Source organism: Streptomyces macrosporus (assembly GCF_039533145.1).
Lineage (GTDB): Bacteria > Actinomycetota > Actinomycetes > Streptomycetales > Streptomycetaceae > Streptomyces > Streptomyces macrosporus.
Genome location: NZ_BAAASZ010000011.1, coordinates 66,015 through 89,923 on the forward strand (window position 1 = coordinate 66,015; position 23,909 = coordinate 89,923).

A 23,909-nucleotide genomic window follows, 5' to 3' on the forward strand; every position below is an offset into this window, starting at 1 on the left:
GGGCCTCGACCCACCTCTCACCGCGTGTCGCCGCTCAGCCGCGCGGAGATCTCCGCGAGCGCCTCCAGACGGCGTTCCAGACTGGGGTGGGTGGAGAACAGAACGGCCACCGCGCTGCCGGGCCTGAGGGCGGGGGCGAAGAAGAACGCGTTGAACGCCTGGGCGGTGCGCAGGTCCCTGGTGGGGATGCGGGCGACGTCTCCGCTGATCTTGGTCAGTGCCGAGGCCAGGGCGGACGGCCGTCCGGTGAGCAGGGCCGCGGCACGGTCGGCGGCCAGCTCGCGGTAGCGGGACAGCGCCCGGATGAGCAGGAAGCTGACGACGTACACCAGGGCGGACACCGCCATGACGGCCGCGAACAGGGCGGCGGTGTTCTGGTCGCGGCGGCCCCCGCCGAACAGCTGGGAGTAGAAGGCGACGCGGACGGTCAGCCCGGCGAGCACGCCCAGGAACGAGGCGACGGTGATCACCGCCACGTCGCGGTGGGCGACGTGGGAGAGCTCGTGGGCGAGGACGCCTTCCAGCTCGTCGGTCTCCAGGCGCCGCATCAGTCCGGTGGTGACGCAGACCACGGCGTGGTCGGCGTTGCGACCGGTGGCGAACGCGTTGGGCAGGTCCATCTCCGACACGGCGACCTGTGGCTTCGGCATGTCCGCGCCGGCGCACAGCCGGTCGACGATCCCGTGCAGCCGGGGTTGTTCCTCCGGGGTGACCAGGCGACCCCGCATGGCGTACAGGGCGATCCGGTCGGAGAACCAGTACTGCGCACCCAGCAGGCCGGCGGCGATGACGATCACCAGGGTGAGGGAGTCGAGCAGTGCGATCAGCGCGGCGACGAACGCCACGTACACCAGACCGAGCAGGAACATCGTCACCAGCATGCGGGCGGTGAGTTGCCGGTCGGACTCGAAGCGGCTGCGCATCACACTCTCACTCCGGGAATCGGACTCGTCTCAGGGGCGCACCCCGCGTCCGGCGGGGGACGGTGTCCTCTCCGGCGGCCGAGGAGCGGGCTCCGGTGGGGGCCGGAGGAGACCCGGCGGGGACGGAGAACACCGGTGCGCGTGTCACCGCGTGGCCGCTGTTCCGGCCGTCGACGTCGTGGCTGCTCTCTCCAGCGCGCCCCTGGTGTCCGGCAGCGCGCCCCGGAAGGCCGGGTCGCTCGTCTGCTGACACTTGCGTTCACCTTTACAAGGATTACTCCTTTTCGCCCGAGTTCCCAGCGTGAGGCCCGGGTGCCGTCGGCCCCGGACCGCGGATGTCGCCCCCTGCGGAGGCGAGAGGAGTACGAGCGGTGTCCTCGGGAGCCGTGCCCGGCACGTTCGCCGTGGTCCCGGAAGGCCCGGGTGATGTGTCGACGGTACGGTGCGACACGAGTGGGGTGAGCAAGGAGAGGGAAGACCGCGCCCGCCGTTGCCCGAGGGAGCGCCTCGTGCCGCCGCACGCGGGTCCGGTGCCGTGGCCTGCGGCGGCGCGCCGACGCGGTGGTCCTGGGCAAGGGGATCTCCGCCGCGCTCGCCGACGGCGCCCGCTCGGTCGTCCGCCGCGCGCTCGGTCGGCACCGGGTCGCCGCCGGATCCGGGCACGCACACGATGCCCGGCGGTTTTCCGTTCGTCCGCGGGCCCGCGCACGGGGCAGGGCAGGAGTACGGTGGGAGACCGACAGCAAAGGGAGCGGTCGAGATCTCCCGAGGTCGGGGTGTCGGTGCGGTTCGGGCAGGCCAGAGGGTTGAGTCCGCCGGCGGCCACTTCAGAGGCCGGTCGGGGCCGTCGGCGGGATGGGCCACACCGGTCCCGCGGGTGGGCGAGCCCCGCCCGGTGTGCACGGCGGCTCGAACGCTCGTGTGGCCCGGTCCCCGGCACGAGGCCGGGTGCCCCCGGCGCCCGCTCCGGACAGTGGCCACCACACGCAAGGCCTGCAGATGCCTGATCCCGAACACGTCATCCGCACCGTGAGCCTGACGAAGGTCTATCCGAAGACGGACTTCGCAGCGGTGGACGGCATCGGCCTGTCCGTGCGGCAGGGCGAGATCTTCGGGCTGCTGGGCCCCAACGGCGCGGGCAAGACCACCACCATCGGAATGCTGACCGCCCGCGTGGTGCCCACCTCGGGCGCCGCGTACATCGGGGACATCGACGTGGTCCGCCATCCGACGCTGGCCAAGCAGGTCATCGCCGTGGTCACCCAACAGAACACCCTGGACCGCTCGCTGACAGTGTGGGAGAACCTCTACTTCCACGGTCTGTTGTTCGGCATCCCGCGCCGCGAGGCGCGCCGGAGGGCCGACGAGCTCCTGGAGCGGTTCCGCCTCTCGCGGTGGGCGGCGTCCACGGTCTTCGCCCTGTCGGGCGGAATGGCGCAGCGCCTTCTGCTCGCCAGGGCCATCCTCCACCGCCCGGCGGTGCTCTTCCTCGACGAACCCACCGCGGGTCTGGACCCGCAGAGCCGACTGGCCCTGTGGGAGGTCCTGGACGACCTGATCGCCCAGGGGCAGACCATCCTGATCACCACCCACAACATGGAGGAGGCGGACCGCCTCTGCGACCGCGTGGCGATCATCGACCACGGCCGGATCCTGGCCCTGGACACGCCCGCCGCGCTCAAGCAGGGCCTGGGAGCGGACACCGTCGTCACGGTGCTGACCCACGGCCGTCCGGAAGGCCTGGAGGCCCGGCTGCGGCGCGACATCGACGGCATCATCCGCACCCGGCTGATGAGCGACGGGGTCGAACTGCAGGTCAAGGGCAGGAGGCGGCTGCTGCCGCGGATCGTGACGAGTGCCGAGGCCGGCGGCTACGACCTGATCGACCTCTCGGTCGCGGAGAGCACCCTGGAAACGGTCTTCATCGCTCTGACCGGAAAGGAGCTGAGGGAATGATGGCCGTCACCGGTACGACCCCGCGGGCGGCGGCGCACATCAGCGTGCTGCCGGCCCGGTCCGCCGCGGCGTCCAGCCGCTCGGCGCTGGCCGCCCTGATCCGGCGCGACCTGACCGTGCTGAGGAAGAGCTTCGGCGAGTTCCTCGGCCGCACCGTGATGCAGCCGTTCCTGCTCGTCTTCGTCTTCCTCTACGTCTTCCCCGTCATCGGGCAGGGCGTCGGCTCGGCCGGCGGGGCGGCCGGGGAGTCGGCGTTCGCCACCGTGCTGGTTCCCGGAGTCGTGTCGATCGCCATCATGTTCCAGGGCATCCAGTCCGTCGCCATCCAGATGTCCCAGGAGTTCGGCTTCACCCGGGAGATAGAGGACCGGATCCAGGCGCCCTGCCCCATCTGGCTGGTCGCCCTGGCCCGGGTCCTGTCCGGTGCCGCCCAGGGGCTGATCTCGGCAGCCGTCGTGCTGCCGGTCGCGGCCGTGGTGCACGCGCCGGGAGTGCATCCCGACCTGTCCCTCCACTGGTGGGTCGTGCTCACCTTGGTCCCGCTCGCATGCGTCGCCATGACCTCTCTCGGACTGTTGCTGGGCACCACCTTCGAGCCCCGGAACATCGGCGTCATGTTCGGCTTCGTGGTGCTGCCGCTCGTCTTCCTCGGCGGCACCTACTACCAGTGGACCGAACTGTCCGCGGTGCAGGTCGGAGGAGTCCACTGGCTCCAGGTGCTGGTCCTGGTCAACCCCCTGGTCTACATCAGCGAGGGCATGCGGGCCGGGGTCACCGACATCGCCCACATGCCCCTCTACGTCGTGTATCCCGTGCTGGCGGGCTTCTGCGCCGTCTTCCTCACCCTGGGCCTGCGCAACTTCCGACGCCGTGTCCTGTCCTGAGGAACCCACGCGGACACGGGTTCGCCGGGTCCACCGGCCGACGTGCAACCGTTCGTCCGGCCGGGGCCCGGACCGCCTCGACGAGCAGCACTTCCCGACGGGGGCGCAGCCGTCGCCAACGGCGTCGATCCACCGGCGGAACGCCTTGCCGACATGGCCACCCGGCAGTTCGGCGGCCGAGGAGATCCAGCAGATCGTCGGCACGGACGTGACGGTCGTCAAAGCGTTCGACACCACCGTCGCCGGGCTGCCGGCGACGGGTGACGGCGTCATGTCAGAGCAAACAGGATGTGTTTCTCCGAGACGTCGACCGGCTGAGCCACGGCAAAGCCCGTGATGAGCGGACCGAGCGCTCACTCACGGGTCATCTCAATGGGGTGAGTCGGCGGTGGCAGACGAGGGTGCGGGCGATGCCCCGACGGGTAGGTGTACTGTACCCGCGACGTACGGTGACCGGCCGTCAGTCCATGTTGAACCGTAGCGGCGACGAGTACGTCGAGGCGGCCGTCGCCGGGAGGAGGACCATGCTTCCTGAGGCGCTGATCGCACTTGCCGCATCGGCCGGGACCGCCGTGGTGCAGGCCGCCGGAACCGATGCCTGGGACGTGGTTCGCCGCCGCGTGGCAGCGTGGTTCGGACGCGGCGGCGAGGACGGCGACGCCTTGGCCCGGCTGGACCACACCGCACGGGTGCTGGGCACCGCGGAGGACGGGCCGCGGGAACTCGCCCACCAGGAGGGCACCTGGCAGGTACGTTTCGAGACCCACCTGGAGCGGCTGGACGAGCCGGAGCGGGAGAGTTCGGCGGCGGCGCTGCGGACGCTGCTGGAGGAGATCAAACAGGCCCTCACCGAACGCGGCACCACCTGGAACCAGACGAACATCGCCCATGGCCAGGGGCGGGTCTTCGCCTCGCAGGGCGGTTCCGTCATCGTCACCACACTCGACGACCCGAACCCGAACCCGGGGACGGTCGGCGAGCGGTGACGCCGGACCCCTCCAGCCCGTCGCACGTCACCCAGATCGTCAAGGCCGAGAACGGGTTCGCCTACGGTGCCAACGGCGCGGACGTCCACGTCTACGTGGACGGGCAGCCTGTCTACGTCCTCTACGAGTGGGAGCGGCGTCCCGGGGCCGGGCCGCTGACCGACGAGGACCCGCCCAGCTACGCGCTCGGCGCGGAGAGCGCGGTGGTGCCGTTCACGGGACGCGAGGCCGAGCTGGAGCAGTTGCGGCGGTGGCGGGACGGCGGGGACACCGCCATGGCGGTGCGTTGGCTGCACGGGCCGGGCGGCCAGGGCAAAACCCGGCTGGCCGCCGCTTTCGCCGACGAGTGCGTCGCCGCCGGATGGAAGGTCTCCACCGCACTGCACGGCGGCACACTGCTGCCAGAGCCCGGCAGTCAGGATCTCCGCCCGGGCGACGCGCCCGGAGTGCTGCTGGTCGTCGACTACGCCGACCGCTGGCCCGTCACCCACCTGCACTGGCTGCTGAGCAACGCGATGCTCAGGCGCCCGGGCAAGCGGACGCGCGTGCTGCTGATCGGCCGCAGTCTCGACTCCTGGCCGGCCGTCCGCAGCGAGGCACGCAAACGCGGCCAGGTCTCCGCGATGAAGCTGGAACCGCTGTCGCCCGAAGGACGGGACCGCCTGCGGATGTTCCACGCGGCGCGCGACGGATACGCGCGGCTGCGCGGACACCACCGGCCCGAACTCATCGGCCCGCCGACCTCGTTGAACCATCCCGACTTCGGGCTGCCCCTCGCCGTGCACATGGCGGCCCTGGTCGCCGTGGACGCCGCCCTGCGGGGAGTCGCCCCGCCCCGGACCGTGGAGGGCCTCACCGTCTTCCTCCTGGACCGGGAACACAGCCACTGGGAACTGCGGTACGGGCAGGGCGCGGAAGGCCGCGCATCGGCTTGCGGCCGGACCGGCATCCATCCGTCGCTGATGAAACAGGCGGTCTTCCTGGCGTGCCTCGTCGGTGTCCTGCCGGTGTGGGACGCCCGGCCGCTGTTCGGCCGACTGTTCCCGGAGACAGAGGCCAGTGCTGTGATCGACGACCACGCCCTGTGCTATCCGCCGCCTCGGCACGGGCTGGCTCTGCGACCGCTCTATCCCGACCGGCTCGCCGAGGACTTCGTGGCGCTCACCCTTCCCGGGCACGAGGCGGAGTTCCCGGCGCAGGACTGGGCGACAGAGGTCGTCGCGCGATTACTGGCACGCGACCCGGACGGGACGGTGCCGGCATGGGCCGTCAGTGCCGTGACGCTCCTCGCGGCGGCCGGTGAGCGCTGGACCCACGTGGGCGCGCGGCACCTCTTCCCCCGACTGCTGGACGATCCCCGTCCGGCCCTCGACGCCGGATCACCGGCTCTGGTCTTCCTGGCCACGGACGATGCCGCCGCGTCCGGGGTGCTGGACGCGGTCAGGGCGTGCTTTCCGGCAGGAATGCAGCCGGTTCTCGACGTCGGCATGGCCGCGGTCACGCTGCGGTGGGCACGCCACCAGCCCGTCACCGGTCCGCGCCGGGCGGCTGTCGTGATCGAGGCGGCGCGGCGACTGAACAACGCCGGTGATTTCGAGACGACCTGTGAGCTGCTGTCGGAGCCGGTGGCCGAACTGCGGTCCACGGCCCGGCAGGACCCGAAGCAGCGGCCCCTGCTGGCGACGGCCCTGCTGCTGCAGGCGAACGCGCTGGCGCAGGGCCCCGGCCGCGGACAGGAGGCGTACGGACGCACGCGGGAGGCGCTTCTGCTGCTCGCGGAGTGCGAGGACGTCGACCGGGAGGTCGTGCGGGTCGCCGAATCCGCTCTGCTCGACTCGGCGGTGCACGCGCTGCATACGTTCGGGGACGCCCAGCACGCCGTCGAGCTGCTGACCAGGCTCGTCGACCTGTTGGGTTCCCCCGCCCCCGGAGACCCTCCGGACACGGAACAGGCCATCGGCCTGGCCCAGGCCCTCGGGTACCGCGCCGCGGCCCTGCGCCTGCTGAACCGGGGCGATCAGGCGCGGGAGGACGCCGAGCGCGCCGTTCCGCTGGCCCGCGGATTCGCCCTCGCCCACCCGGCCCAGGGCAGTCCCTTCCTCGCCGACGTCCTCTACCACCAGGCGCTGCTGCTGGCGGATGCGGGGCGGCACGAGGAGGCCGTGCGCGCCGGCGAGGAGGCGACCGACATCCTCCGGCGGCTGGCCCGGTTCAACCCCGCCGTCTACCAGCGCAGATTGACCGCGTGCCTGTCGGACCGCGGCCTGCTGCTGGACAAGGCGGGCCGGGGCCGGGAAGCGCTCGAGGCGAGCACGGAGGCCGTTGTTCTGGCCCGCCGCCGCCTCGCCGACTCCGGTGACGCGGAGGGGCTGGCGTCCGCGCTCATGAACCTGGGCGCGCGGCTGTCCGCCCGGCTCCGCGACGACGAGGCCGTGGAGGCGACACGGGAGGCGCTGCGGCTGTGGACGTTGCTGCACGCGGCCGATCCCGGCGCCCACGCCGTTGCGCGCGCCGACTGCCTCGCCAACCTCCGCAACCAGCTCATGCGCGCCAGACGGGCCCAAGAGGCGTGCGCGGTGGCGGAAGAGGCGACGGCCGCGTACGCCCGCCTCACCGCCCGCCACCCGCGGCTCCACGACGCGCTGAACACGGCGCTCCTGGTCCAGGCACGGCTCCTGGCGGACACCGGCAGGCAGGAGGAGAGCGCCGCCCTGGTCCGCCGCAACGGACTGGCGCTGCCGCCCCGCCACGAGATCATGACCACCTGGTACGACGGCATCCCGCCCGACGGAGCGGTACTGGAACGGCGTGACACGCCACCGGCGCCCTGGACACCGGCGGACGACCGGGAGGCCCGGCTGCTGCAGGCCCTGCGGGACCACGCCGACCTGCTGTGGGCCCGTCTCATCGCCGACGGGCAGCTCCTGGTGCCGATGCTGCCCCTGCGCGCGCTGCTGCGCGGAACGTTCACGAACCGGCCCCCGGCCTGGCCGTACCGCACTCCGCTGCCCGACGAGCAGGCGTGCCAGGTGGTGTACACCTCACCGGAGACGATGCGGTACATGCTGGGCGACGAGTGGCGGCACCGCACCACGGACATCGCCGACATCCGGCGTCGCAACCGCGGCCACAAGAACCTGGTGCTCTACATCGACCCCGGCACCCCCCTCGGCGTCACCCTGACACTCGACGAGTTCCGCCGCATCGACGAAGGGGAGAGGTACCGGGTGACGCGGTAGAGCGGACTCGTCCCGCCGGCGGTCACAGCGGGACGCCCGAGGGCCCGGACGCGACCGGTCGGTGGTCTGCTCGGTGATCCGGCCGGCCGGAGCCGAGCCTTCCGCATACAGCGGTCATCGCCCGGCACACCACCACAGGATCGAACGCCGGGCGGATGCCCGCTCCTCGTACGGGCCACCTGAGCACCGTCGGTTGGGAAGTCACCAGGGCGGCGTCGTTCAGTGGGCCTGCCCGGTCTGATCACGTGCTGCCGAGGATGGCCGGGCGCGGGAGGCCGGGCAGCAGCGAGCGGCCCGGACCGGCGGGGATGGGCGAGGACGAGCGCGCAGGCACGGTCTTCCGTTGTGGTGATCGGGGATTCGACACCTCGTGATCACCCGGAGACCGTGCCTGCCTACGTTCTGGTGCGCTCCGCGGATCTCACAGCCGTTTCACTGCCTGGATCACCATCAAGCCGGTCGGACCGAACGACGCAGCCTGTAAGGACGACGGCGCCCACCAGGCCGCGCTCGGCATCGCCCGACTTCACACCCTCGCTCTCACGGAACACATCCCGCCCCATACGGGACCACATGTGGAGAGGCCCAAGGGGGACGGCTCCCCACCTCGCCGTCTCGGAGGACGCTCAGTCGAGACAGAACTCGTTGCCCTCGATGTCCTGCATCACGATGCACGAGTCGTTGCCGTCGTACAGCAGCCGCTCGCGTACCGCGCCGAGCGCGACCAGGCGTGCGCACTCGGCCTCGAGTGCGGCCAGGCGCTCCTCACCCACGAGTCCGGTGCCGACCCGCACGTCAAGGTGCACCCGATTCTTGACGACCTTGCCTTCGGGAACGCGTTGGAAGAACAGGCGCGGGCCCACACCCGAGGGATCAACGCAGGCGAACCGTGACCCCTGGTCCTCCGGCGGCAGCGAGCGATCGAAATCGTCCCACGTGGCAAACCCCTTCGGGGGCGGCGGTACGACGTACCCCAACACCTCGCACCAGAAACGGGCGACGCGCTCGGGTTCCGCGCAGTCGAAGGTGACCTGGACCTGCTTGACCGATGCCATCGGCCCACCGTAGCAGGGGCATTCTGCTGCGCAATTCCCTTTGTGGATCCGCGCGTTGGCGGGAGGATGGCCCTTGCGGGCCGCTGCTGTGCCGTGCGGCGGGGGGAACCGATGTCGCTGCCTCCACGGGGGTGTCCGCCGTTCCGGACCGGACCGCGGCCACGGCTCGCGCCGCGTTTCCCGGTGCCCTCCGGCTCACCGGCCGCACAAGCATCGCCGCCGGCCTCCGCCGCCACGTCCGCAGCCCCGCCGGGCCCTCGGCCACCTTGGGCGTCAGGTGATCGAACCGGACACCCCGCGAGAACGACGCAGCCCTGGGGAAGGCACGCCCGTGCTCAGCGTCGTCAACGGCGACGGCACCACACCGAACGGCTCCTCGATCGACGAGATCGTCCGTGAGGGCGCCCGGCGGATGTCGGATGCCGCGCTGGAGCAGGCCCGTGTGTCGCTGGAGGGGGACGAGCCGAAGACCTCCCGCTATCCGATGCTGCGCCGGCGGCTCGGAGCGGGGGAGGCAGTGGACGATGCCCTGAGCCTGTTGACGCGCATGGTCTGATCGACATCGTGGCGGTGGGTGCGCCGCCGGCGAAGGTGGGCCGGTGGGACTGCCACCTGTTTTCCGCCGGCCGGGACATGGCGGCGGAACCGCGGAGCCGTACCCCGGACCTGGCCTCCGGCTCGCACCACTCGTCGGCCGGCACCCATGCCAGTTCATGCCCTGCCGAACCCGAACACCCTGCTGGGCCAGTCGGTGTCGGGTACCCCGTCGTCGAGTGCCTCGCTGATCGTCCGCTCTTCGTAGTTGAAGTGCGATTCCATGATCGCCATCAATCCGTCAAGCTCGCGCCCGATCGCCTCCAGGGTCGGGCCACGCGATTCGGCGGCCTTGTCGGCCAGTTCGCCCACCCGAGACACGATCGAGGCGATCATTTCATGGTCTTGAACGAGATTCGCGACCGTCGCGGTGAGATCCGGGCGCTCCCGTAGCAGTTGGGAGAACATCCCGCGGTCCTCACCCTGGTGGTGCGAGGTCAACGCGGCACAGAAGGCAAGGCAATGGGTGAGAAGCACGTCGTCGCTCAACCGGCGGTGCCCGAGACTTGTCCTGATCTCGCTGATTCGGCGACGTAGCTCTTGATGTGCTTGCGCGAGCTGTCGACTCAGGGCGACTACACGGTCGCCGTCGTGGGAAGCCACGGATGGCGGTCCCTTCGGTCCCGCACCTCCATGCCTGACGCAGTCCGTCACCGGCACGCGATGCTGCCGCCATCTGATCACGCGACCGGCGGAACGACAAGCACGGCCACCCACGCCGGCCAGTCGAGGAATGTGGGACACGCCAAGCACGCCTGCACGAGCTCGTCAGAACGCGTATTGGATCGTGATCCGTGGGTGGTCCGGGTGAGGCCTTGTCAGCGGCCGGCGGCCGGTGTCGTCCCTCACGGCTATGGTCCGGGCCATGACCGATGATCGGACACGGGCCGAACAGACCCTCGTCGCCTGGGCGCGGATCGAGACGTGGTTGAAGGAGCACGCGCCCCGCACCTTCCAGCGGTTGCCCGCGCCCGCGACGGAGGGCGAGCTCCGCATCCTGGAGCGGGATCTCGACCTGACGGTCCCGGCCGATGTACGCGCCTTCTACCTGGTGCGCAACGGCACCGGACCGGTCTCGGATTTCGACCGGCCCGCATCCCACGACGCCCCCGAGCCGACCGGGTACCTCCTGCCCGACGGCGAGGGGATCGGCCCCTTGGAGAACCTGAGAGCGTGGTTCGAGGGCCCGGCCGCGGCCGCGCGCCCGGACGACGAGTCCGGGCAGCGGTACCTGCCGATCACCACCATCGACCCGGACGGTTTCTACGGCGGCTTTGTCGACTGCACCCCCGGCCAGGGGTACGGGCTGCTCGGCGACTACGCCGAGGCCGAACGTCCGAACCCGGGGAAGGCGACGTTCGCCGCCTACCTGACCGAGGTCGCCAACGCGCTGTGCGAGGGGCGGGGCTTCGGGGACGGCAGCGCGCCGCGCGTGATCGACGGGCGTCTCGACTGGCGGTAGGCGGGTTACCGCCACGCCGCCGCGGCCGGCCCTCGGACCAGGCCGGAGGTGGTCCGGGCCGACACGGCGTCCTCCTCCCGCGCGGTCCGTGAGCACCTGCGCCGGCGTGGCCTCGCCACCCGGTACGAGAAGACCGCGACCGCCTGCCTGGCCGGGCTGCACGCCGTGGGCGTCTTCCTCTGGCCCGCCCGCTGATCCAAACGAAACCGCCTGGGGGCGGGGGATGTCAGGGACGTAAAAGTCCAGGCCGGGCTTCTACGGCAGGGGTGTGCGGGAGGCGAGGTGGTCCTGGAGTTCGCGGTGCCGGAACTGGTAGGCGGTGCCGGCGATGCGCAGCAGTCCGGCGCCGTAGCACCAGTGGAGGAACCGGCCGAGCCGCCACGGCAGCCGGTGGCGGCCCCACCGGCGCGTGCACACCAGCAGCGCCACATACCGCATACTTGCGAGCCCGGACGCGAGCCCGACCACAAGTCCGAGCACGATTCCGATCGCGACTCCGATCGCGTTTCCGAGCGCGATTCCGCCCACGAACCCGAACGCGAGCCCGACCGTGAGGTTGAACGTGAAGTCGTTCTTCACGGCATCGCGTGGATTGACGCTCCCCAACGTCCCGGAAACCCCAAGCCCGGCCCCAAGCCCGGCCACGAGCCCGGACGCGAGTCCGAGTGCGAGTCCGAGTGCGAGTGTGAGTCCGAGCGCGAGTCCGAGTGCGAGGTTGAGCGCGAGCCCGACCGCGAGTCCGAGTGCGAGTCCCCCTGCAACGCGGCGCCGACCGGCCGGTGTCCGGATCCGCTGCAGATCCGCCCGGTGCGGTTCCGGCCAGATCGTCGCCCAGGCTGCGAACACCAAGATTGCGGCCATCGAGGTCACCAAGTGGAGTCCTCCGACACTCATCAGCTGCCTCGGGGAGAAACCGATGGGTACCTGGAAGAGCACGACGGCGGCACAGAGACAGGGAAGCCAGACGGTGGCGACCAGGGCGGCGTGGACGGCCCGGGGCAGGCGGCTGCCGGCCAGCGGCCACAGCTCGTGGAGCAGGATGTCGGTACCCGACAAGGGCCGCCCGCCCACGGTCCGCCCGGTGACGGCGTTGTCGTTGAGGTAGGCGGCGAGGGTGGTGAGCCGGGCGCGGACCTGCTCGGGAGTGTGGTGGGTGCCGCGCTGCCGGTTGTGCAGCGGAGTGACGGCGGGGATCAGCAGGTCCAGGAGGTGCTCGCTCACCGCCTCGGGAGTGTCCAGGTCCGGTGCGAGCAGTTCGGTGGGATCGCGCTGGTAGGCGCCGGTTGCCTCGTCACGTGCCTCGTAGACCGTGCACGCCAGGGCCAGACGCCAGGGAGTGGACAGGGCACGGGCCAGTGGACCGTCCGGGGCCTGTTGCAGTGCGTCGACCACCGGCTGCCAGCGGCCAGGGTCGGTGGCCCGGCCGCGGAGGAAGGTGCCCGCCTGGGTGTGGTCGACGGGGCTGATCTCCACCCGGGCGGCGTCCTGGGCCCACACACCCCGCAGGTCCTCCAGGGTGTCGTAGGTGTGGGTGCGGCAGGTCAGCACCAGCTCCGCCTTGGCGTCGGTGTGCTGGTACCGGTTCACGGCGCGCACCGCCCGGCCGGCCCGGGAGGCGTAGCCGGGAGTGGGGTCGGCGTCCATCTCGTCCAGGCCGTCCAGTACCGGCAGCACCCGCCGGGCCGTCACCAGCTCGCGGGCCGAGGCCGCGGGCAGCCGGTAGACATCCCGCAGGTGTCGGGTGATCCACTGCCCGAGATCCTCGTCGGTGTTCCAGGAGGCCAGGGACAGCCGCACCGGCACCGGGTCATCCGCCGTGCGCTGTTCCAGCAGGCGCAGCATCAGTTGCAGGGCCAGCACGGTCTTGCCCGCCCCCGGGGTCCCGGTGATCACCAGCCGTCGGGGGCGCAGCCTGCGGTAGTAGTCCACGACTGTCCGGAGCTGTCCGCCGGTGCCGGCGCCGTCGGCGGTGTGGGCCAGGGCGGGGCGCAGGGTGAACCGGACGTCGATGGTCTTGTCGTGGTCGCCGAGGAGCTGCTGCCGGGCTTCGCGTACCTCGTCGAGGACCGCCACCGCCAGCCGTGCCGTCACTTGCTGGAGGTCGGTCTCCTGCCAGCGCAGAGCCTGGGCGCTCTGCCAGGCGGCGCCGAGGGCGACGGCCAGGGACGCCAGGGCGATCGTCGCCCCCACCCCGTCGAAGTCGCCGCCCACCGTGACACCGCTGCGTGCGGCCCGCGCCCCGAACACGACGGCCGCACCCAACGCCACCGCCGCCAAAACCGCGAGCGCCCATCCCTGCCCGTGCCCTCTCCCCATGACGCCCCATCATGGCCGGACCGGCACGGAACCCACACCGAAAAGCGGCGAGTCGGCGACGCCGCTCCCTGCGCCCGGTGCTCCGCGGAGCAGGTCATCGACTCGGCAGCAGGGACGCCGTGAACCGCACGGTGGCGGCGAACGCGTCGGCGACGACGAGCACTTCGGCCCCGGCACTCCCCGCCGAACTCGCCAGACCTCGGACGGGCTGAGCCCCGGCGGGCCGGGCCCCCGGTGACCTACCGGGGCGACATCGGCGGGGTGGTACAGAATCCCGACGGACAAGATCGGGAGGAGCACCATGCCGGAAGGGCTGCGGAAGATCGACTGGGGATCGATGCGCCACGCGTACGGCCGGGCGAAGGACGTGCCCGAGCTGTTGCTGGGGCTCGCCTCCGACGATCCGGCGGAGCGCGAGGCCGCCTTGAAGGGCATGTACGGCGTCGTACACCACCAGGGGGGCGTGTACGACTCCACGCTGGCCTGCATCCCGTTCCTGTTCGAGCTGATCGCCGATCCCGCCATCGGCGACCGCGGCAAGGTGATCGAGCTGATCGCCTCCATCTGGGAGTTCACCGTCGAGGGCCTCGCGAGCGCCGGGAATCCGGAAGGCCCGGAGGACTCCGGGGAGAACATCGCGGAGGAAGAGCACGCGGTCGACAGGGACGCCCAGGACGTCCAGGATCTCCAGAACGGCGAGGAAGACGACGACGAGGAAGACGACGAGGACGACGAGGACGACTTCGAGGAGGTGGACCCGAGGTCCTGGTGGGCCGCCCATCGGGCGGCGAACGCCGCCGTCCGCACCGGGATCGGCACCCTCCTCTCCCTGGCGGACGACGCCGACCCCGGAGTGCGCCGGGCGGTGCCGGCCGCACTGGTCAGGCTGCACGACGACGAACGGCACGTCCTGTCGGTGCTCCGGGAGCGGCTGTCGCTGGAGCCGGACGGCGAGGTCCGGTCGGCGCTGGTGCGGGAGGCGGCCGAACTCGCCCTGCGGAACAGCGAGGTGAGGAACGAAGCCGTCGCACTGCTCGACGGGCTCCGGCAGGACGGAACCGACCCCGCCGAGCGGCTCGCGGCCCTCGCCCGGCTGGGACGCTGCGCCCCCGAGCGGCTTCCCGCCGAGATCGTGCCCACAGTCACCGGACTGCTCGACCGGGTGCACGCGGCCAGGGCGAACGCGATGGGCGCCGCCGTGAACACCGTGCCCCTGCTGCGCACCCTGCACGAGGCCCTGGGCGACCGGGTGGCCGAGCGGATCGAGCTGACCGTCCACCAACTCCGGTCACCCGACCCGGGCGAGCGCGAGGACGCCGTCTGGATGAGCTCCCTCGTGGTCCGCTGCCGGCGCGGATCGTACGGGGAGGTGGTGGAGCTGATCGGGCGGGCGCTCGCCGACCCCGAGCCCGAGGTGAGGAAGGCCGCCACCGCCGTGCTGAAGGACTTCACCGGCCTGACCGGGCCCATCGCCGACCACCTGGCGGCGTGCGTGGCGGCGGACCCGGACGGGGGCGTCGTGACGTGGCCGTCCGGCGGCGCGGCGGTCGGCGGTGTGCTGGAGGCACTCGCCCGGCTGGGCGATCCGCGCGCCGTGCCGTACCTGGCCGCCGCGCTGGAAGGACCCGAAGTCCCCCACGGCCTGGGACGGTTGATCGGCGACTCGGGCGGTTTCGGCGAACACGGCGCCCCGCTCGTACCCCTGCTGCGCCGCCGGCTGGCCGAGGACCCGCTCGACGAGGACGCGTACGACCGGGTCACACCCCTGCTCTCCGGCCTGACCGCGCTCCGCTCCGCCGACGCCCTTCCGGAGGTGCTGCGCGTGGTGCGCGAGGCGTCGGGATGGCGGGGCGACCAGATCCGCCGGGCGGCCCTGAACGCCATCGCGAGCTTCGGGCCCGCCGCGCGCGAGGCCGGGCCGCACCTGCGGGCGCTGCTGTCCGACCCCGGCACGGACGCCAGGACGGCCGTCGCCGCCGCCGCGGCGCTGTGGGCGGTGGAGGGCGACGGCGGGACCGTCCTGCCCGCGCTGTACGCCGTGTTCGACGGAGATGACCCGGGACCCCGGTACGAGGCCGTCGTGGCGCTGGGAGGTGTCGGGTCCGCCGCCGCGGGAGCCGCGCCGCGGCTGCGCCGGCTGCTCGCGGAGGAGGACCACCTGCGGACGCGGATCGACACCGCGACCGCCCTGTGGCGGGTGGCGCGGGACGCCGGGACCGTCCTGCCGGTCCTGTGCGCGGTGTGGGAGGAGAACGTCCACATCCGCGGGCGAATCGCCGACGGCCTGGTGGAGATGGGTGCCGCCGCCGCGCCGGCGGCACCGCTGCTGCGCGCCGAACTCGCCGAGACCCGCCGCCACACCTTCGAACCCGGCCGCAGCAGCCCCTACGACGTCGCCGAGGACGAGGCGCTGCTGCGGGCGTGCCGCCGTGTTCTGGAACGGACCTCGCAGGCCGCCGACGGGCACTGACGGGTGGTCACGGGCCCCGAAGCGGACGGCGGGGCGGACGCGCGCCCCGCCCGATGGCCCGCCCGATGGCACGGAAAAGTGTGCCAAGCGGGGCGTCGCCCAGTACCCGGGACCGCGTGGGCGGCGGAGCGCCCGGAACCCGCCGCCCGGGATGCCATTCGTCCCGACCCGGCAGCACGAGCAGGCGTGCCGGGGGACGACCTGCCGGATCCGCCGCAGCCACCGGGCCGTTTGTCGCCGGATCCCCCGAACGCTCGAACGTCTGTCGCCCGTGGTCGACGATTCCTCGCCGAGTGGCCCCGAGGCGCGGCTCGGGGCCCGGCCGGGGGAGCGTGAATCGGGGGTGAGGACGGCGAGGGGGTTCACGGCCACCGAGGAGACCCTGGTCGTCGGTGCCGGCGTGGTGGGGGCCTCGGTCGCTTGCCGTCTCGCCCGGCCAAGGCGTGTCTCCTGACGCACTTCGGCGGCGCACAGGTGTGAGGGGGCCGCCGCCGATGCTCGTAGACTCATGACGTGGCATTCACGAGCACCCCGCACTACTGCTTCCTGTGACCGGAGGACATTGAGGGCGACGCCATCCGGCATCGCCCTCCTTGGCGTGCCTGCCGTGTGAACCACGCTCCCAGCGCTGCTCCGTCTGTGCGGTGACCTCTGGGCTCGCATGCGGGCACGGTCTCTCCCCGTCACCTTGCCAGGAGTGCCTGTGTCGCTTTCCCCTGCCCTCGAACTCTCCCTCGATCTGCTGCGTTGCCCCACATGCCGCGCACGTCGCCTGCGCCCTGACCGCGGCGCACTGCGCTGCCCGGCGACCCATACCTTCGACATCGCCCGCCACGGCTACGTCAGCCTGCTGACAGGCACCCGCGCCACCAGCGGGGACGACACGGCCATGGCCCAGGCGCGGGACCGGTTCCTGTCCGCCGGCAGGTACGCGCCCATCCGCGAAGCCGTGGCCCGCCTGGCGGCCGACTCCGTGTCCGAGCAGGCCACGGTCGTGGACGTCGGGTGCGGCACGGGCTACTACCTCGCCGGCGTACTCGACCGGCTGCCCGGCGCCCGAGGGCTGGGCCTGGACACGTCGGTGCGCGCACTGCGCTCGGCGGCCCGAGCCCATGCACGAGCCGCCGCCGCGACGTGGGACGTCTTCCGTCCCTTCCCGTTGGCCGATGCCGTGGCCGACGTCGTGCTCGACGTGTTCTCCCCGCGCAATCCGGCCGAATTCCACCGAGTGCTCCGCCCGGCCGGTCGGTTGGTCGTGGTCCGTCCCACCGGGCGGCACCTGGCCGAGCTGCGCGGCCGGGTGCCCGGGATGGTCACCGTCGACCCGGCCAAGGAACAGCGCCTGCACCGGGCGTTGGCCCCCTTCTTCGAGGCCGTCGTCACCGAACAGGTGGAGTACTCCACGGCACTGGCCGGGCCGGAGGCTTTGGACCTGGTGAGCATGACGCCGAGCGCCCGCCACGTGAGCCGCGCAGACCTGGATGACGGCCTCTTGCCCGACCAGGTCACCGTCTCCGTGCTGGCCACCGCCTACCGGCCTCGGTGACCACGGGCGGGCGCACGCGCCCGCCGACCGACGAGCAGTGGGCACGCCTGGTGCCCTGCCTTCCCCGCGACGGGGGGAAGGCAGGGCGTCCGTTCGCCGACCACCGTCGCGTCATCGAAGGGAGCATCCACCGGTACCGCGCCGGAATCCTCCGGAGAGATCCACCCCGCGAGACGTTCGGGCCCCGGCAAACGGTGCGGAAACGCCATCGCGGGTGGGCGGCTGACGGCACCTGGGACACGGTTTCGGCGCAGCCCCGACGTCCTCTGCCGGTCAGCGGGGCAGACCGGTCAGGGCGAGGAACTCGCCGCGTGATCGGGCATCGCTGCGCAGCAGGCCCAGGAGCGTGGAGGTCATGGTGGTGGCACCGGTGGCCTGGACGCCGCGCAGGGTCATGCAGGTGTGTTCGGCCTGGATCACGACGCCGACCCCCTTGGGCTCCAGATGGGTGTGGAGCCAGTCGGCGACCTGTTTGGTGAGACGTTCCTGTACCTGGGGGCGGCAGGCGAAGTGCTCCAGGACGCGGGCGAGTTTCGACAGGCCCAGGATCCGCCGACCGGGGAGGTAGCCGATGTGGGCGGTACCGACGAACGGCAGAAGGTGGTGCTCGCAGACGGACCGCAGGGGGATGCCGCGGGCGAGGACCAGTTCGTCGTATCCCTCGTCGTTGGGGAAGGTGGTCAGGTCGAAGGGGCGGGGACGGAACAGTTCGGCGTAGGCGCGGGCCATCCGGCCGGGTGTGCCGCGCAGGCTCTCGGAATCGGTGCCGATGCCGAGGGCCTCCAGGAACCGCTCGGCGGCGAGTTCGGCCGCCGCCAGATCCGGTTCCTTCGCGTCGGGGACCACCCGCAGGGCGGCGGGCGCCGGTATCGGCGCCCGGGAAGCGTCCGGGGCCGTGGGCGGGGTGGTCTCGAGGCGCTGCGTCATGTCACTCACCGGTCCCGAGCGCGGTGATCACCCAGGTGATCAGTGCGGCGATGTCCATGGAGAACTCCTGGCGATGGTTGTGGAGGCCGGGTGCGGGTGCGCCGAGGGGGGAGACGGCCGTGTCGGCGGGCGCGGTGTCCCGACCCGCGGTGGACGGGGGGCGAAACCTTCGGCCCGGGTCGCCTCGTCCGCGACCCGGACGCCGTAGCGGTAGGCGAGTTCGCCGCCCGGGAATCCCGAGGTGCCGAGCACGGCCGGTGCCACGGTGTCGAGGGCGAGCCGTCCCCCTCCGACACGGTCGGACGGTCCGTTCCCCGTCTGCCGCCACGGGAAGTTGCCCGTGTAGGCGGCGGTCACCAGCAGGCTCGGCGTCATGTGGACGAGGCCGATGGCCGTAGGGGCCGGCGAGTGCGGCGCTGACCGGTTCCTTCGCCCGCTGTTGCGATGCGCTGGGCATGGCGCTTCCTCTCCGGGCTATTTCACCAACGAGTATTGGTCTTATTCGACCGGTGGGTCAAGTGGCAGGGGGATCCCGGAGAGCTCGGCAAGTTACGTCTGCCCTGATTGGCGTTACTGTGGGAACGTGACCTCCGACCTGACTCCGGCTTCGTCTCCGCCCTCCGCCGTGGCGGGCGTGGAAGCGGTCTCGGTCCTCGCGGACGAGCTGCGCCGCAGGATGTACGCCTTCATACGGCGTGCCCATCGGCCGGTGACCCGGGAGGAGGTGGCCGGCGACGCCGGGATCTCGACCAAACTGGCCGCTTTCCACCTGGACAAGCTCGTCGCGGCGGGACTGCTGCGTTCCCGCTACGACCGTCCGGGCGGTATCCGCAGGGTCGGACGCAGGCCCAAGGTCTACGAGCCGACCGACACCGACATCCTCATCAGCATCCCCGAGCGTCGTCCCGACGTACTCGCGGAAATCCTCATCGACGCGGTCGTCGACCACGAGCCGGGTGAGGACCCGCGGTCCGCCGCCCTGCGCACGGCACGCCACCGGGGCGAGGAACTCGGGGCCGCGACACGCGCCCGCAACCGTCCCGGCCGGCTGGGACCCGAACGCTCGCTCACCCTCACCGAGTCCGTGCTGGAGCAACACGGCTTCGAGCCCGACCGTCAGGCCCCGACCGAGCTGCGGCTGCTCAACTGCCCCTTCCACCCCCTCGCCGCCCGATCCCCCGAGCTGGTGTGCGGGATCAACCACGCCTTCCTCGACGGGTTCCTCACCGGATTGCAGGCCGCCGGTATCGACGCGGTCCTCGCTCCCAGCCCGGGCCGCTGCTGTGTGGAGCTGCGCGCCGCGTCCGGCGACCGCGGCGCGCCCGGTCCCACCGCCGGGACCTGCGCGAAGGAGACCTGCGTCCCACCCGGGGACGACACGGGCGGCGCACCGTAGAGGGCATCGCGTGATGCGACGGCGTACCTCCGACCGACCTCCTCGCCCACCCTGATCCGACCGGTGGCACCGGAAGGGGGCTTCTCGAATGACAGCCGCACCTCTCGGATCGGACCGCACACCGCCGGAGCCGAACAGGCGCCGCCGGGAACAGGCGGAGCCGTTCGACGCCGCCGCGCAGCCGGCACGGGTGGACGGGTACGCGGAACTGCGGGACTACGCCGTGATCGGGGACGGCCGCTCCACCGCGCTCGTCGCCCGTGACGGTTCGGTGGACTGGCTGGCCTGGCCCGACATGGACTCACCCACCCTGTTCGCCGCCGTGCTCGATCACGTCCGCGGGGGACGGTTCGCGCTCCGACCCGACGTGCCCTACGCCGCGGCCCACCGCTACCTGCCCGGCACCAACGTGCTGGAGACGACGTTCACCACGGCACGCGGCACGGTCCGGCTGACCGACGCGCTGACCGTCCCGGACGCCTCTCTGGCGCCGGCGCGGGAACTGGTCCGACGGATCGAGGGCCTCTCGGGCAGCGTCCCGCTGCGCTGGAGCGTCCGGCCGCGCTTCGACTACGGCACCCGCGCCCCGCGCCCGGCACGCCGTTCGGGTGTTCCGGTGGCCGCCCTCGGTCCCGAAGCGGTCGCGGTCTGCTCCTGGGACGCGGGAGAGCCGCAACACACCGTCGACGGCGTCGCGTCCCGTTTCCGGGCCGATGCCGGTACCCGGGCGCTGATCGCGCTGGCGTACGCGTTCCAGGAGCCGCTGGTCCTCCCCACCCGCGCCGAGTGCGAGGCCCGCCTGGACCACACCGCCGCCACCTGGCGGCGGTGGACCGACGACCGCACCTACACCGGACCGTGGCCCGACGCGGTACTGCGCAGCGCACTCGCCCTCAAACTGCTGGTCCACGCCCCCTCCGGAGCGGTCGCCGCGGCGGCGACCTGCTCACTTCCCGAAGAACTCGGCGGGGAACGCAACTGGGACTACCGCTTCAGCTGGATCCGCGACTCCGCCTTCACCCTGGACGCCTTCCTGGAGCTGGGCTGCTCACCGGAAGCGACCGGCTACTTCTGGTGGCTCATGCACGCCTCCCAGCTCACCCACCCCCGCCTGCGCGTCCTGTACCGCCTCGACGGCGGCAGCCGCGCCCCCGAACGGACGCTCCCCCTGTCGGGGTACCGGGACTCGGCACCGGTGCGCGTCGGCAACGCCGCCTCCGACCAGTTGCAGCTCGACACCTACGGGGAACTGCTGCAGACCGCCTGGCTGTACGCCGCCGAAGGAGGCCGGCGGTTCGACGCCGACATCGCCCGCAGGCTCGCACAGACCGCCGACTTCGTCTGCGCCGCCTGGCGGCGGCCCGACGCGGGCATCTGGGAGGTGCGCAGCGCCCCCGAGCACTTCACCCAGTCCAAGATGATGTGCTGGGTCGCGTTGGACCGAGCCCTGGACCTGGCACGGCGGCGGCTGATTCCCGACCGGCACGCGGCCCGCTGGCGGCGCGAGCGGCAGGCCGTCGCCGAGTTCGTCGAAGACCGCTGCTTCAGCCCGCGGCTCGACAGCTACGTGCGCTCCGCCGGCAGCGGCGAGCTCGACGCCGGCCTGCTGCTCGGCCTGCTCCACGGCTACCGCCCACCCGGCGACCCGCGCATGGACCGCACCGTCGCCGCCGTCCAGCGGATCCTCCGGGACGGCCCCCACGTCCACCGCTACCTCGGCCGCGACGGCCTCCCCGGCAACGAGGGCAGCTTCCTCGCCTGCTCCTTCTGGCTCGCCGAGGCCCTCGCCCGGTGCGGGCGCGTCGAGGACGCCGTCCGCCTCATGGAGCAGCTCCTCGCACTGGCCAACGACGTCGGCCTCTACAGCGAGGAAATCGACCCCTCCACCGGCGCTTTCCTCGGCAACCTGCCCCAGGGCCTGTCCCACCTGGCCCTGATCAGCGCCGCCTGCGCGATCGAGGAGGCCGCACGATGAGCATCTGGGCCGCACTGGCGGGCGGGTTCGTCGGCACCCTGATCCTGACCACAGGACTGCGTGCGGCCAACGAACTCGGCCTCACCCGCATCGACCTGCCGTTCCTGCTCGGCACCGCCTTCACCGGCGACCGGGCACGCGCCAAGGCGCTCGGCTACGGGGCCCACTTCGTCAACGGCCAGATCTTCGCCCTGTTCTACTACGCCGTCTTCGCCGCCATCGGATACAGCAGCTGGTGGCTGGGCACCGTCTTCGGCCTCGTCCACGGACTGTTCGCCGCCACCGCCCTGGTCAACATCCTTCTGCCCCTCGTCCACCCGCGCATGGGCACATCCCAAACCAGCGCTCCGGAGGTGGCGCTGCTCGAACCGCCCGGCTTCCTCATGCTCAACTACGGCCCCGGCACACCCGTGGTCACCCTCGCCGCACACCTCGCCTACGGCGCCGTCGTCGGAGGCTTCACCTCATGGCCAGGCTGAGGAGCGCCGGCCGCCGGGACTCACCCCGGCCCGGTCCGCAATTCCGGCTCGACGGTGACCGAGCGGCGGACGGAGCCGCTGTCCGGCGAGGGCCGGTCTGGGACGCGGATCCATGCGCAGATCCATGCCGAGCGCCCGGCGGCGCGGGGGAGAGCCCGAGGCGAAGATCCACCGGATGCCGGCTGCGCTATACTGGATCTTGGATGCGCCGCCGAACTGCGGGCGGTGTACCGCGCGTTGGTGGTCCAAGGAAAGACGCCTCGCTTCCCGCGGGGAGATGCAGGTGCGAGGCCTGCCCAGCGCTCGACGAAAGGCCCTGCTCCGGACGCTGTCCGGGGCAGGGCCTTTCTGTGTGTCCGGGGCAGGCAGCGGAACCACAGGTGCGAGCCCCGCCGTGGAGGTTGGCCGCCGAGACGCCCGGCGACAGCGGCAGTCCGGTGCGGTCGCAGATCAGGTGGACCTTCGCCCCGCTCTTGCCGCGGTCGATCGGATTCGGTCCGGTCAGGGGCCTCCTTTGCCGCCCGGAGGCTCACGGAGCCGATCGCGCACCGCGACCAGGGAGTCGGCCGGCTTGGCCAGGCTTCAGGTCGGAAACGGCAGGCCGTGCTCGACCGGCTTGGACGTGGCGACCTTCCTGATCTCACGGTGCTCGGCCGGGGTGAACGTTCTGGGTCGACCGCTCTTGTACGTCGGGTGGGGCGAATCGAAGCCGTCGGCGTTGACCTGGTGGATCGCGTCGCGGACCCTGCCCGCGGTGGATCCCGACATCAACCGCCGGCCGACCACGACCTCGAAGGTCAGCGATCAGCCATGGATATCCAGGCCGTTGCGATCGAGTGCCGCTCGGAGCCGGCCGAGCCACTCGGTGCCCAGCCGGCGCCCGTTTGGAAGTTGGTCGCCTCGATCCCAGCGCCACGTTGTGATCATCGCCGGCACGAGGATCCGGCACGCGCGCAGCAAGTCCTGATTGACACCCGGGTAGTGCTCGCTGACTTCTTCGGGCGCGTGGGCGAGGTCGAATTCGACGGGCCCACGGCAACACGTCTCAAGGTCTATGAACAGCAGCCCGTTCTTCGTGGTGAGCACGTTGCCCGGGTGCGGCTCGCCGTGCAGCAGCTGCTCGGCGCCGCCGCGCTCGCCGATCACTCGTCTCAGGCTTCGTAACGTGTCGCCGAGCAGCTCCCGGTCCGCGTCGGCGAGCGCCGGAGTGCGGTCGCGGTCCGCCACGAGTTGTCGAGCCTGCTCGACTCGATCCGTGAAGCGCGGCGCCGGGACGTCGAGCTTGCGCATGCCGGTATGCAGCCGCTCGAGCGCATTGGCGTAATCGGCTGGTGAGACCTCTCGAGGTGTCACGGGGGCGTAGTAGGTCCACAGCGTGACCACGAAGCCATCACGCTCATGGACGCGTGGCTCCACACGAGGCTCGAGGGCGGCCACAGGGCACCCGGATTCGGCGAGCCGCTGGGCAAGCTCGACTTCGAACTGTGCGACCTGATGCGCTACGGGTGCCACACGGGCCACGACGTCACAAGGCAGCAGACGCAGAGTGAGCTTGTTCGAGTCATGAAGAACGATCGCGTCGTCGACTGTCAGGCCAAGCGATGAGGCGGTCGACATGGCCGCGGCCACCGCACGTGGGACCTCTGACGCCTGCATCGTCACCCGGCCCCTCTCCCTTGGGCGCTGCCATGGCTCTCCAAG

General features: G+C 71.9%; 19 protein-coding genes and 3 pseudogenes. 13 read left to right on the forward strand and 9 right to left on the reverse strand.

Annotated features, from left to right (window positions below; genetic code table 11):
• Positions 1-17: 17 nt before the first annotated feature.
• Positions 18-923, reverse strand: a complete 906-nt coding sequence (gene htpX, locus ABD335_RS06865) for a zinc metalloprotease HtpX (RefSeq protein WP_344321196.1) — start codon at positions 921-923, stop codon at positions 18-20.
• A gap of 999 nt (positions 924-1,922) precedes the next feature.
• Between htpX and ABD335_RS06870 the strand changes: the two genes are divergently transcribed.
• From ABD335_RS06870 to ABD335_RS06885, 4 genes are all read left to right on the forward strand, one after another.
• On the forward strand, positions 1,923-2,879 hold the full coding sequence (locus tag ABD335_RS06870) for an ATP-binding cassette domain-containing protein (protein ID WP_344321197.1): 957 nt from the start codon (positions 1,923-1,925) through the stop codon (positions 2,877-2,879).
• Positions 2,876-3,763, forward strand: coding sequence for an ABC transporter permease (locus ABD335_RS06875; RefSeq protein ID WP_344321198.1), 888 nt, complete (start codon positions 2,876-2,878; stop codon positions 3,761-3,763). Before ABD335_RS06870 ends, ABD335_RS06875 begins: the two co-directional genes overlap by 4 nt.
• Positions 3,764-4,230: 467 nt before the next feature.
• Positions 4,231-4,749, forward strand: coding sequence for a hypothetical protein (locus ABD335_RS06880; RefSeq protein ID WP_344321199.1), 519 nt, complete (start codon positions 4,231-4,233; stop codon positions 4,747-4,749).
• Positions 4,746-7,988: a hypothetical protein gene (locus ABD335_RS06885; RefSeq protein WP_344321200.1), complete on the forward strand. Its 3,243-nt coding sequence runs from the start codon at positions 4,746-4,748 to the stop codon at positions 7,986-7,988. Before ABD335_RS06880 ends, ABD335_RS06885 begins: the two co-directional genes overlap by 4 nt.
• A gap of 626 nt (positions 7,989-8,614) precedes the next feature.
• Here the strand turns inward: ABD335_RS06885 and ABD335_RS06890 are convergent.
• Complete coding sequence (locus ABD335_RS06890) at positions 8,615-9,043, reverse strand: VOC family protein (protein ID WP_344321201.1); 429 nt, start codon at positions 9,041-9,043, stop codon at positions 8,615-8,617.
• Positions 9,044-9,374: 331 nt separating this feature from the next.
• On the opposite strand from ABD335_RS06890, the gene ABD335_RS06895 reads away from it, so the two are divergent.
• A complete protein-coding gene (locus tag ABD335_RS06895) occupies positions 9,375-9,599 on the forward strand; it encodes a hypothetical protein (RefSeq protein ID WP_344321240.1) in 225 nt (74 codons plus the stop codon).
• 155 nt (positions 9,600-9,754) lie between these two features.
• On the opposite strand, the gene ABD335_RS06900 is transcribed toward ABD335_RS06895, so the two are convergent.
• Entirely contained in the window at positions 9,755-10,240 is a 486-nt protein-coding gene (locus ABD335_RS06900) for a hemerythrin domain-containing protein (protein ID WP_344321202.1), read from the reverse strand.
• Positions 10,241-10,502: 262 nt separating this feature from the next.
• On the opposite strand from ABD335_RS06900, the gene ABD335_RS06905 reads away from it, so the two are divergent.
• Both ABD335_RS06905 and ABD335_RS06910 read left to right on the forward strand, forming a co-directional pair.
• Positions 10,503-11,099, forward strand: a complete 597-nt coding sequence (locus ABD335_RS06905) for an SMI1/KNR4 family protein (protein ID WP_344321203.1) — start codon at positions 10,503-10,505, stop codon at positions 11,097-11,099.
• A 48-nt stretch (positions 11,100-11,147) separates the two neighbouring features.
• Positions 11,148-11,294: a hypothetical protein gene (locus tag ABD335_RS06910; protein WP_344321204.1), complete on the forward strand. Its 147-nt coding sequence runs from the start codon at positions 11,148-11,150 to the stop codon at positions 11,292-11,294.
• 60 nt (positions 11,295-11,354) lie between these two features.
• On the opposite strand, the gene ABD335_RS06915 is transcribed toward ABD335_RS06910, so the two are convergent.
• Positions 11,355-13,415, reverse strand: a complete 2,061-nt coding sequence (locus ABD335_RS06915; RefSeq protein ID WP_344321205.1) for an NACHT domain-containing protein — start codon at positions 13,413-13,415, stop codon at positions 11,355-11,357.
• Between the two features lie 301 nt (positions 13,416-13,716).
• Here ABD335_RS06915 and ABD335_RS06920 point away from each other — a divergent pair, with 301 nt between their 5' ends.
• From ABD335_RS06920 to ABD335_RS06930, 3 genes and pseudogenes are all read left to right on the forward strand, one after another.
• Positions 13,717-15,885, forward strand: a complete 2,169-nt coding sequence (locus tag ABD335_RS06920; protein ID WP_344321206.1) for a PBS lyase — start codon at positions 13,717-13,719, stop codon at positions 15,883-15,885.
• A gap of 697 nt (positions 15,886-16,582) precedes the next feature.
• A complete protein-coding gene (locus ABD335_RS06925; RefSeq protein ID WP_344321207.1) occupies positions 16,583-17,431 on the forward strand; it encodes a putative RNA methyltransferase in 849 nt (282 codons plus the stop codon).
• Positions 17,428-17,676 (forward strand): annotated as a pseudogene (locus tag ABD335_RS06930) (transposase); the annotation flags it as partial. The gene ABD335_RS06925 and the pseudogene ABD335_RS06930, both read left to right, overlap by 4 nt.
• Positions 17,677-17,704: 28 nt before the next feature.
• Here ABD335_RS06930 and folE read toward each other — a convergent pair.
• Both folE and ABD335_RS06940 read right to left on the reverse strand, forming a co-directional pair.
• On the reverse strand, positions 17,705-18,358 hold the full coding sequence (folE, locus tag ABD335_RS06935; RefSeq protein ID WP_344321208.1) for a GTP cyclohydrolase I FolE: 654 nt from the start codon (positions 18,356-18,358) through the stop codon (positions 17,705-17,707).
• Between the two features lie 39 nt (positions 18,359-18,397).
• Positions 18,398-18,760, reverse strand: a pseudogene (locus tag ABD335_RS06940) (DUF2231 domain-containing protein); the annotation flags it as partial.
• Between the two features lie 181 nt (positions 18,761-18,941).
• Here ABD335_RS06940 and ABD335_RS06945 point away from each other — a divergent pair.
• The 3 genes from ABD335_RS06945 (at position 18,942) to ABD335_RS06955 (ending at position 22,208) form a co-directional block, all read left to right on the forward strand.
• Positions 18,942-19,754 (forward strand): helix-turn-helix transcriptional regulator, encoded by an 813-nt coding sequence (locus ABD335_RS06945; RefSeq protein WP_425583559.1) that lies wholly within the window; start codon positions 18,942-18,944, stop codon positions 19,752-19,754.
• Positions 19,755-19,842: 88 nt separating this feature from the next.
• Positions 19,843-21,729 (forward strand): glycoside hydrolase family 15 protein, encoded by a 1,887-nt coding sequence (locus ABD335_RS06950; protein ID WP_344321210.1) that lies wholly within the window; start codon positions 19,843-19,845, stop codon positions 21,727-21,729.
• A complete protein-coding gene (locus ABD335_RS06955; protein ID WP_344321211.1) occupies positions 21,726-22,208 on the forward strand; it encodes a hypothetical protein in 483 nt (160 codons plus the stop codon). The genes ABD335_RS06950 and ABD335_RS06955 overlap by 4 nt, the downstream gene beginning before the upstream one ends.
• Before the next feature lie 394 nt (positions 22,209-22,602).
• On the opposite strand, the pseudogene ABD335_RS06960 reads toward ABD335_RS06955, so the two are convergent.
• The 3 genes and pseudogenes from ABD335_RS06960 to ABD335_RS06970 form a co-directional block, all read right to left on the reverse strand.
• Positions 22,603-22,710: pseudogene (locus ABD335_RS06960) on the reverse strand (IS5/IS1182 family transposase); the annotation flags it as partial.
• A gap of 80 nt (positions 22,711-22,790) precedes the next feature.
• Complete coding sequence (locus tag ABD335_RS06965; protein ID WP_344321212.1) at positions 22,791-22,976, reverse strand: hypothetical protein; 186 nt, start codon at positions 22,974-22,976, stop codon at positions 22,791-22,793.
• Positions 22,977-23,012: 36 nt separating this feature from the next.
• Entirely contained in the window at positions 23,013-23,864 is an 852-nt protein-coding gene (locus ABD335_RS06970) for a phosphotransferase enzyme family protein (protein WP_344321238.1), read from the reverse strand.
• Positions 23,865-23,909: the final 45 nt, after the last annotated feature.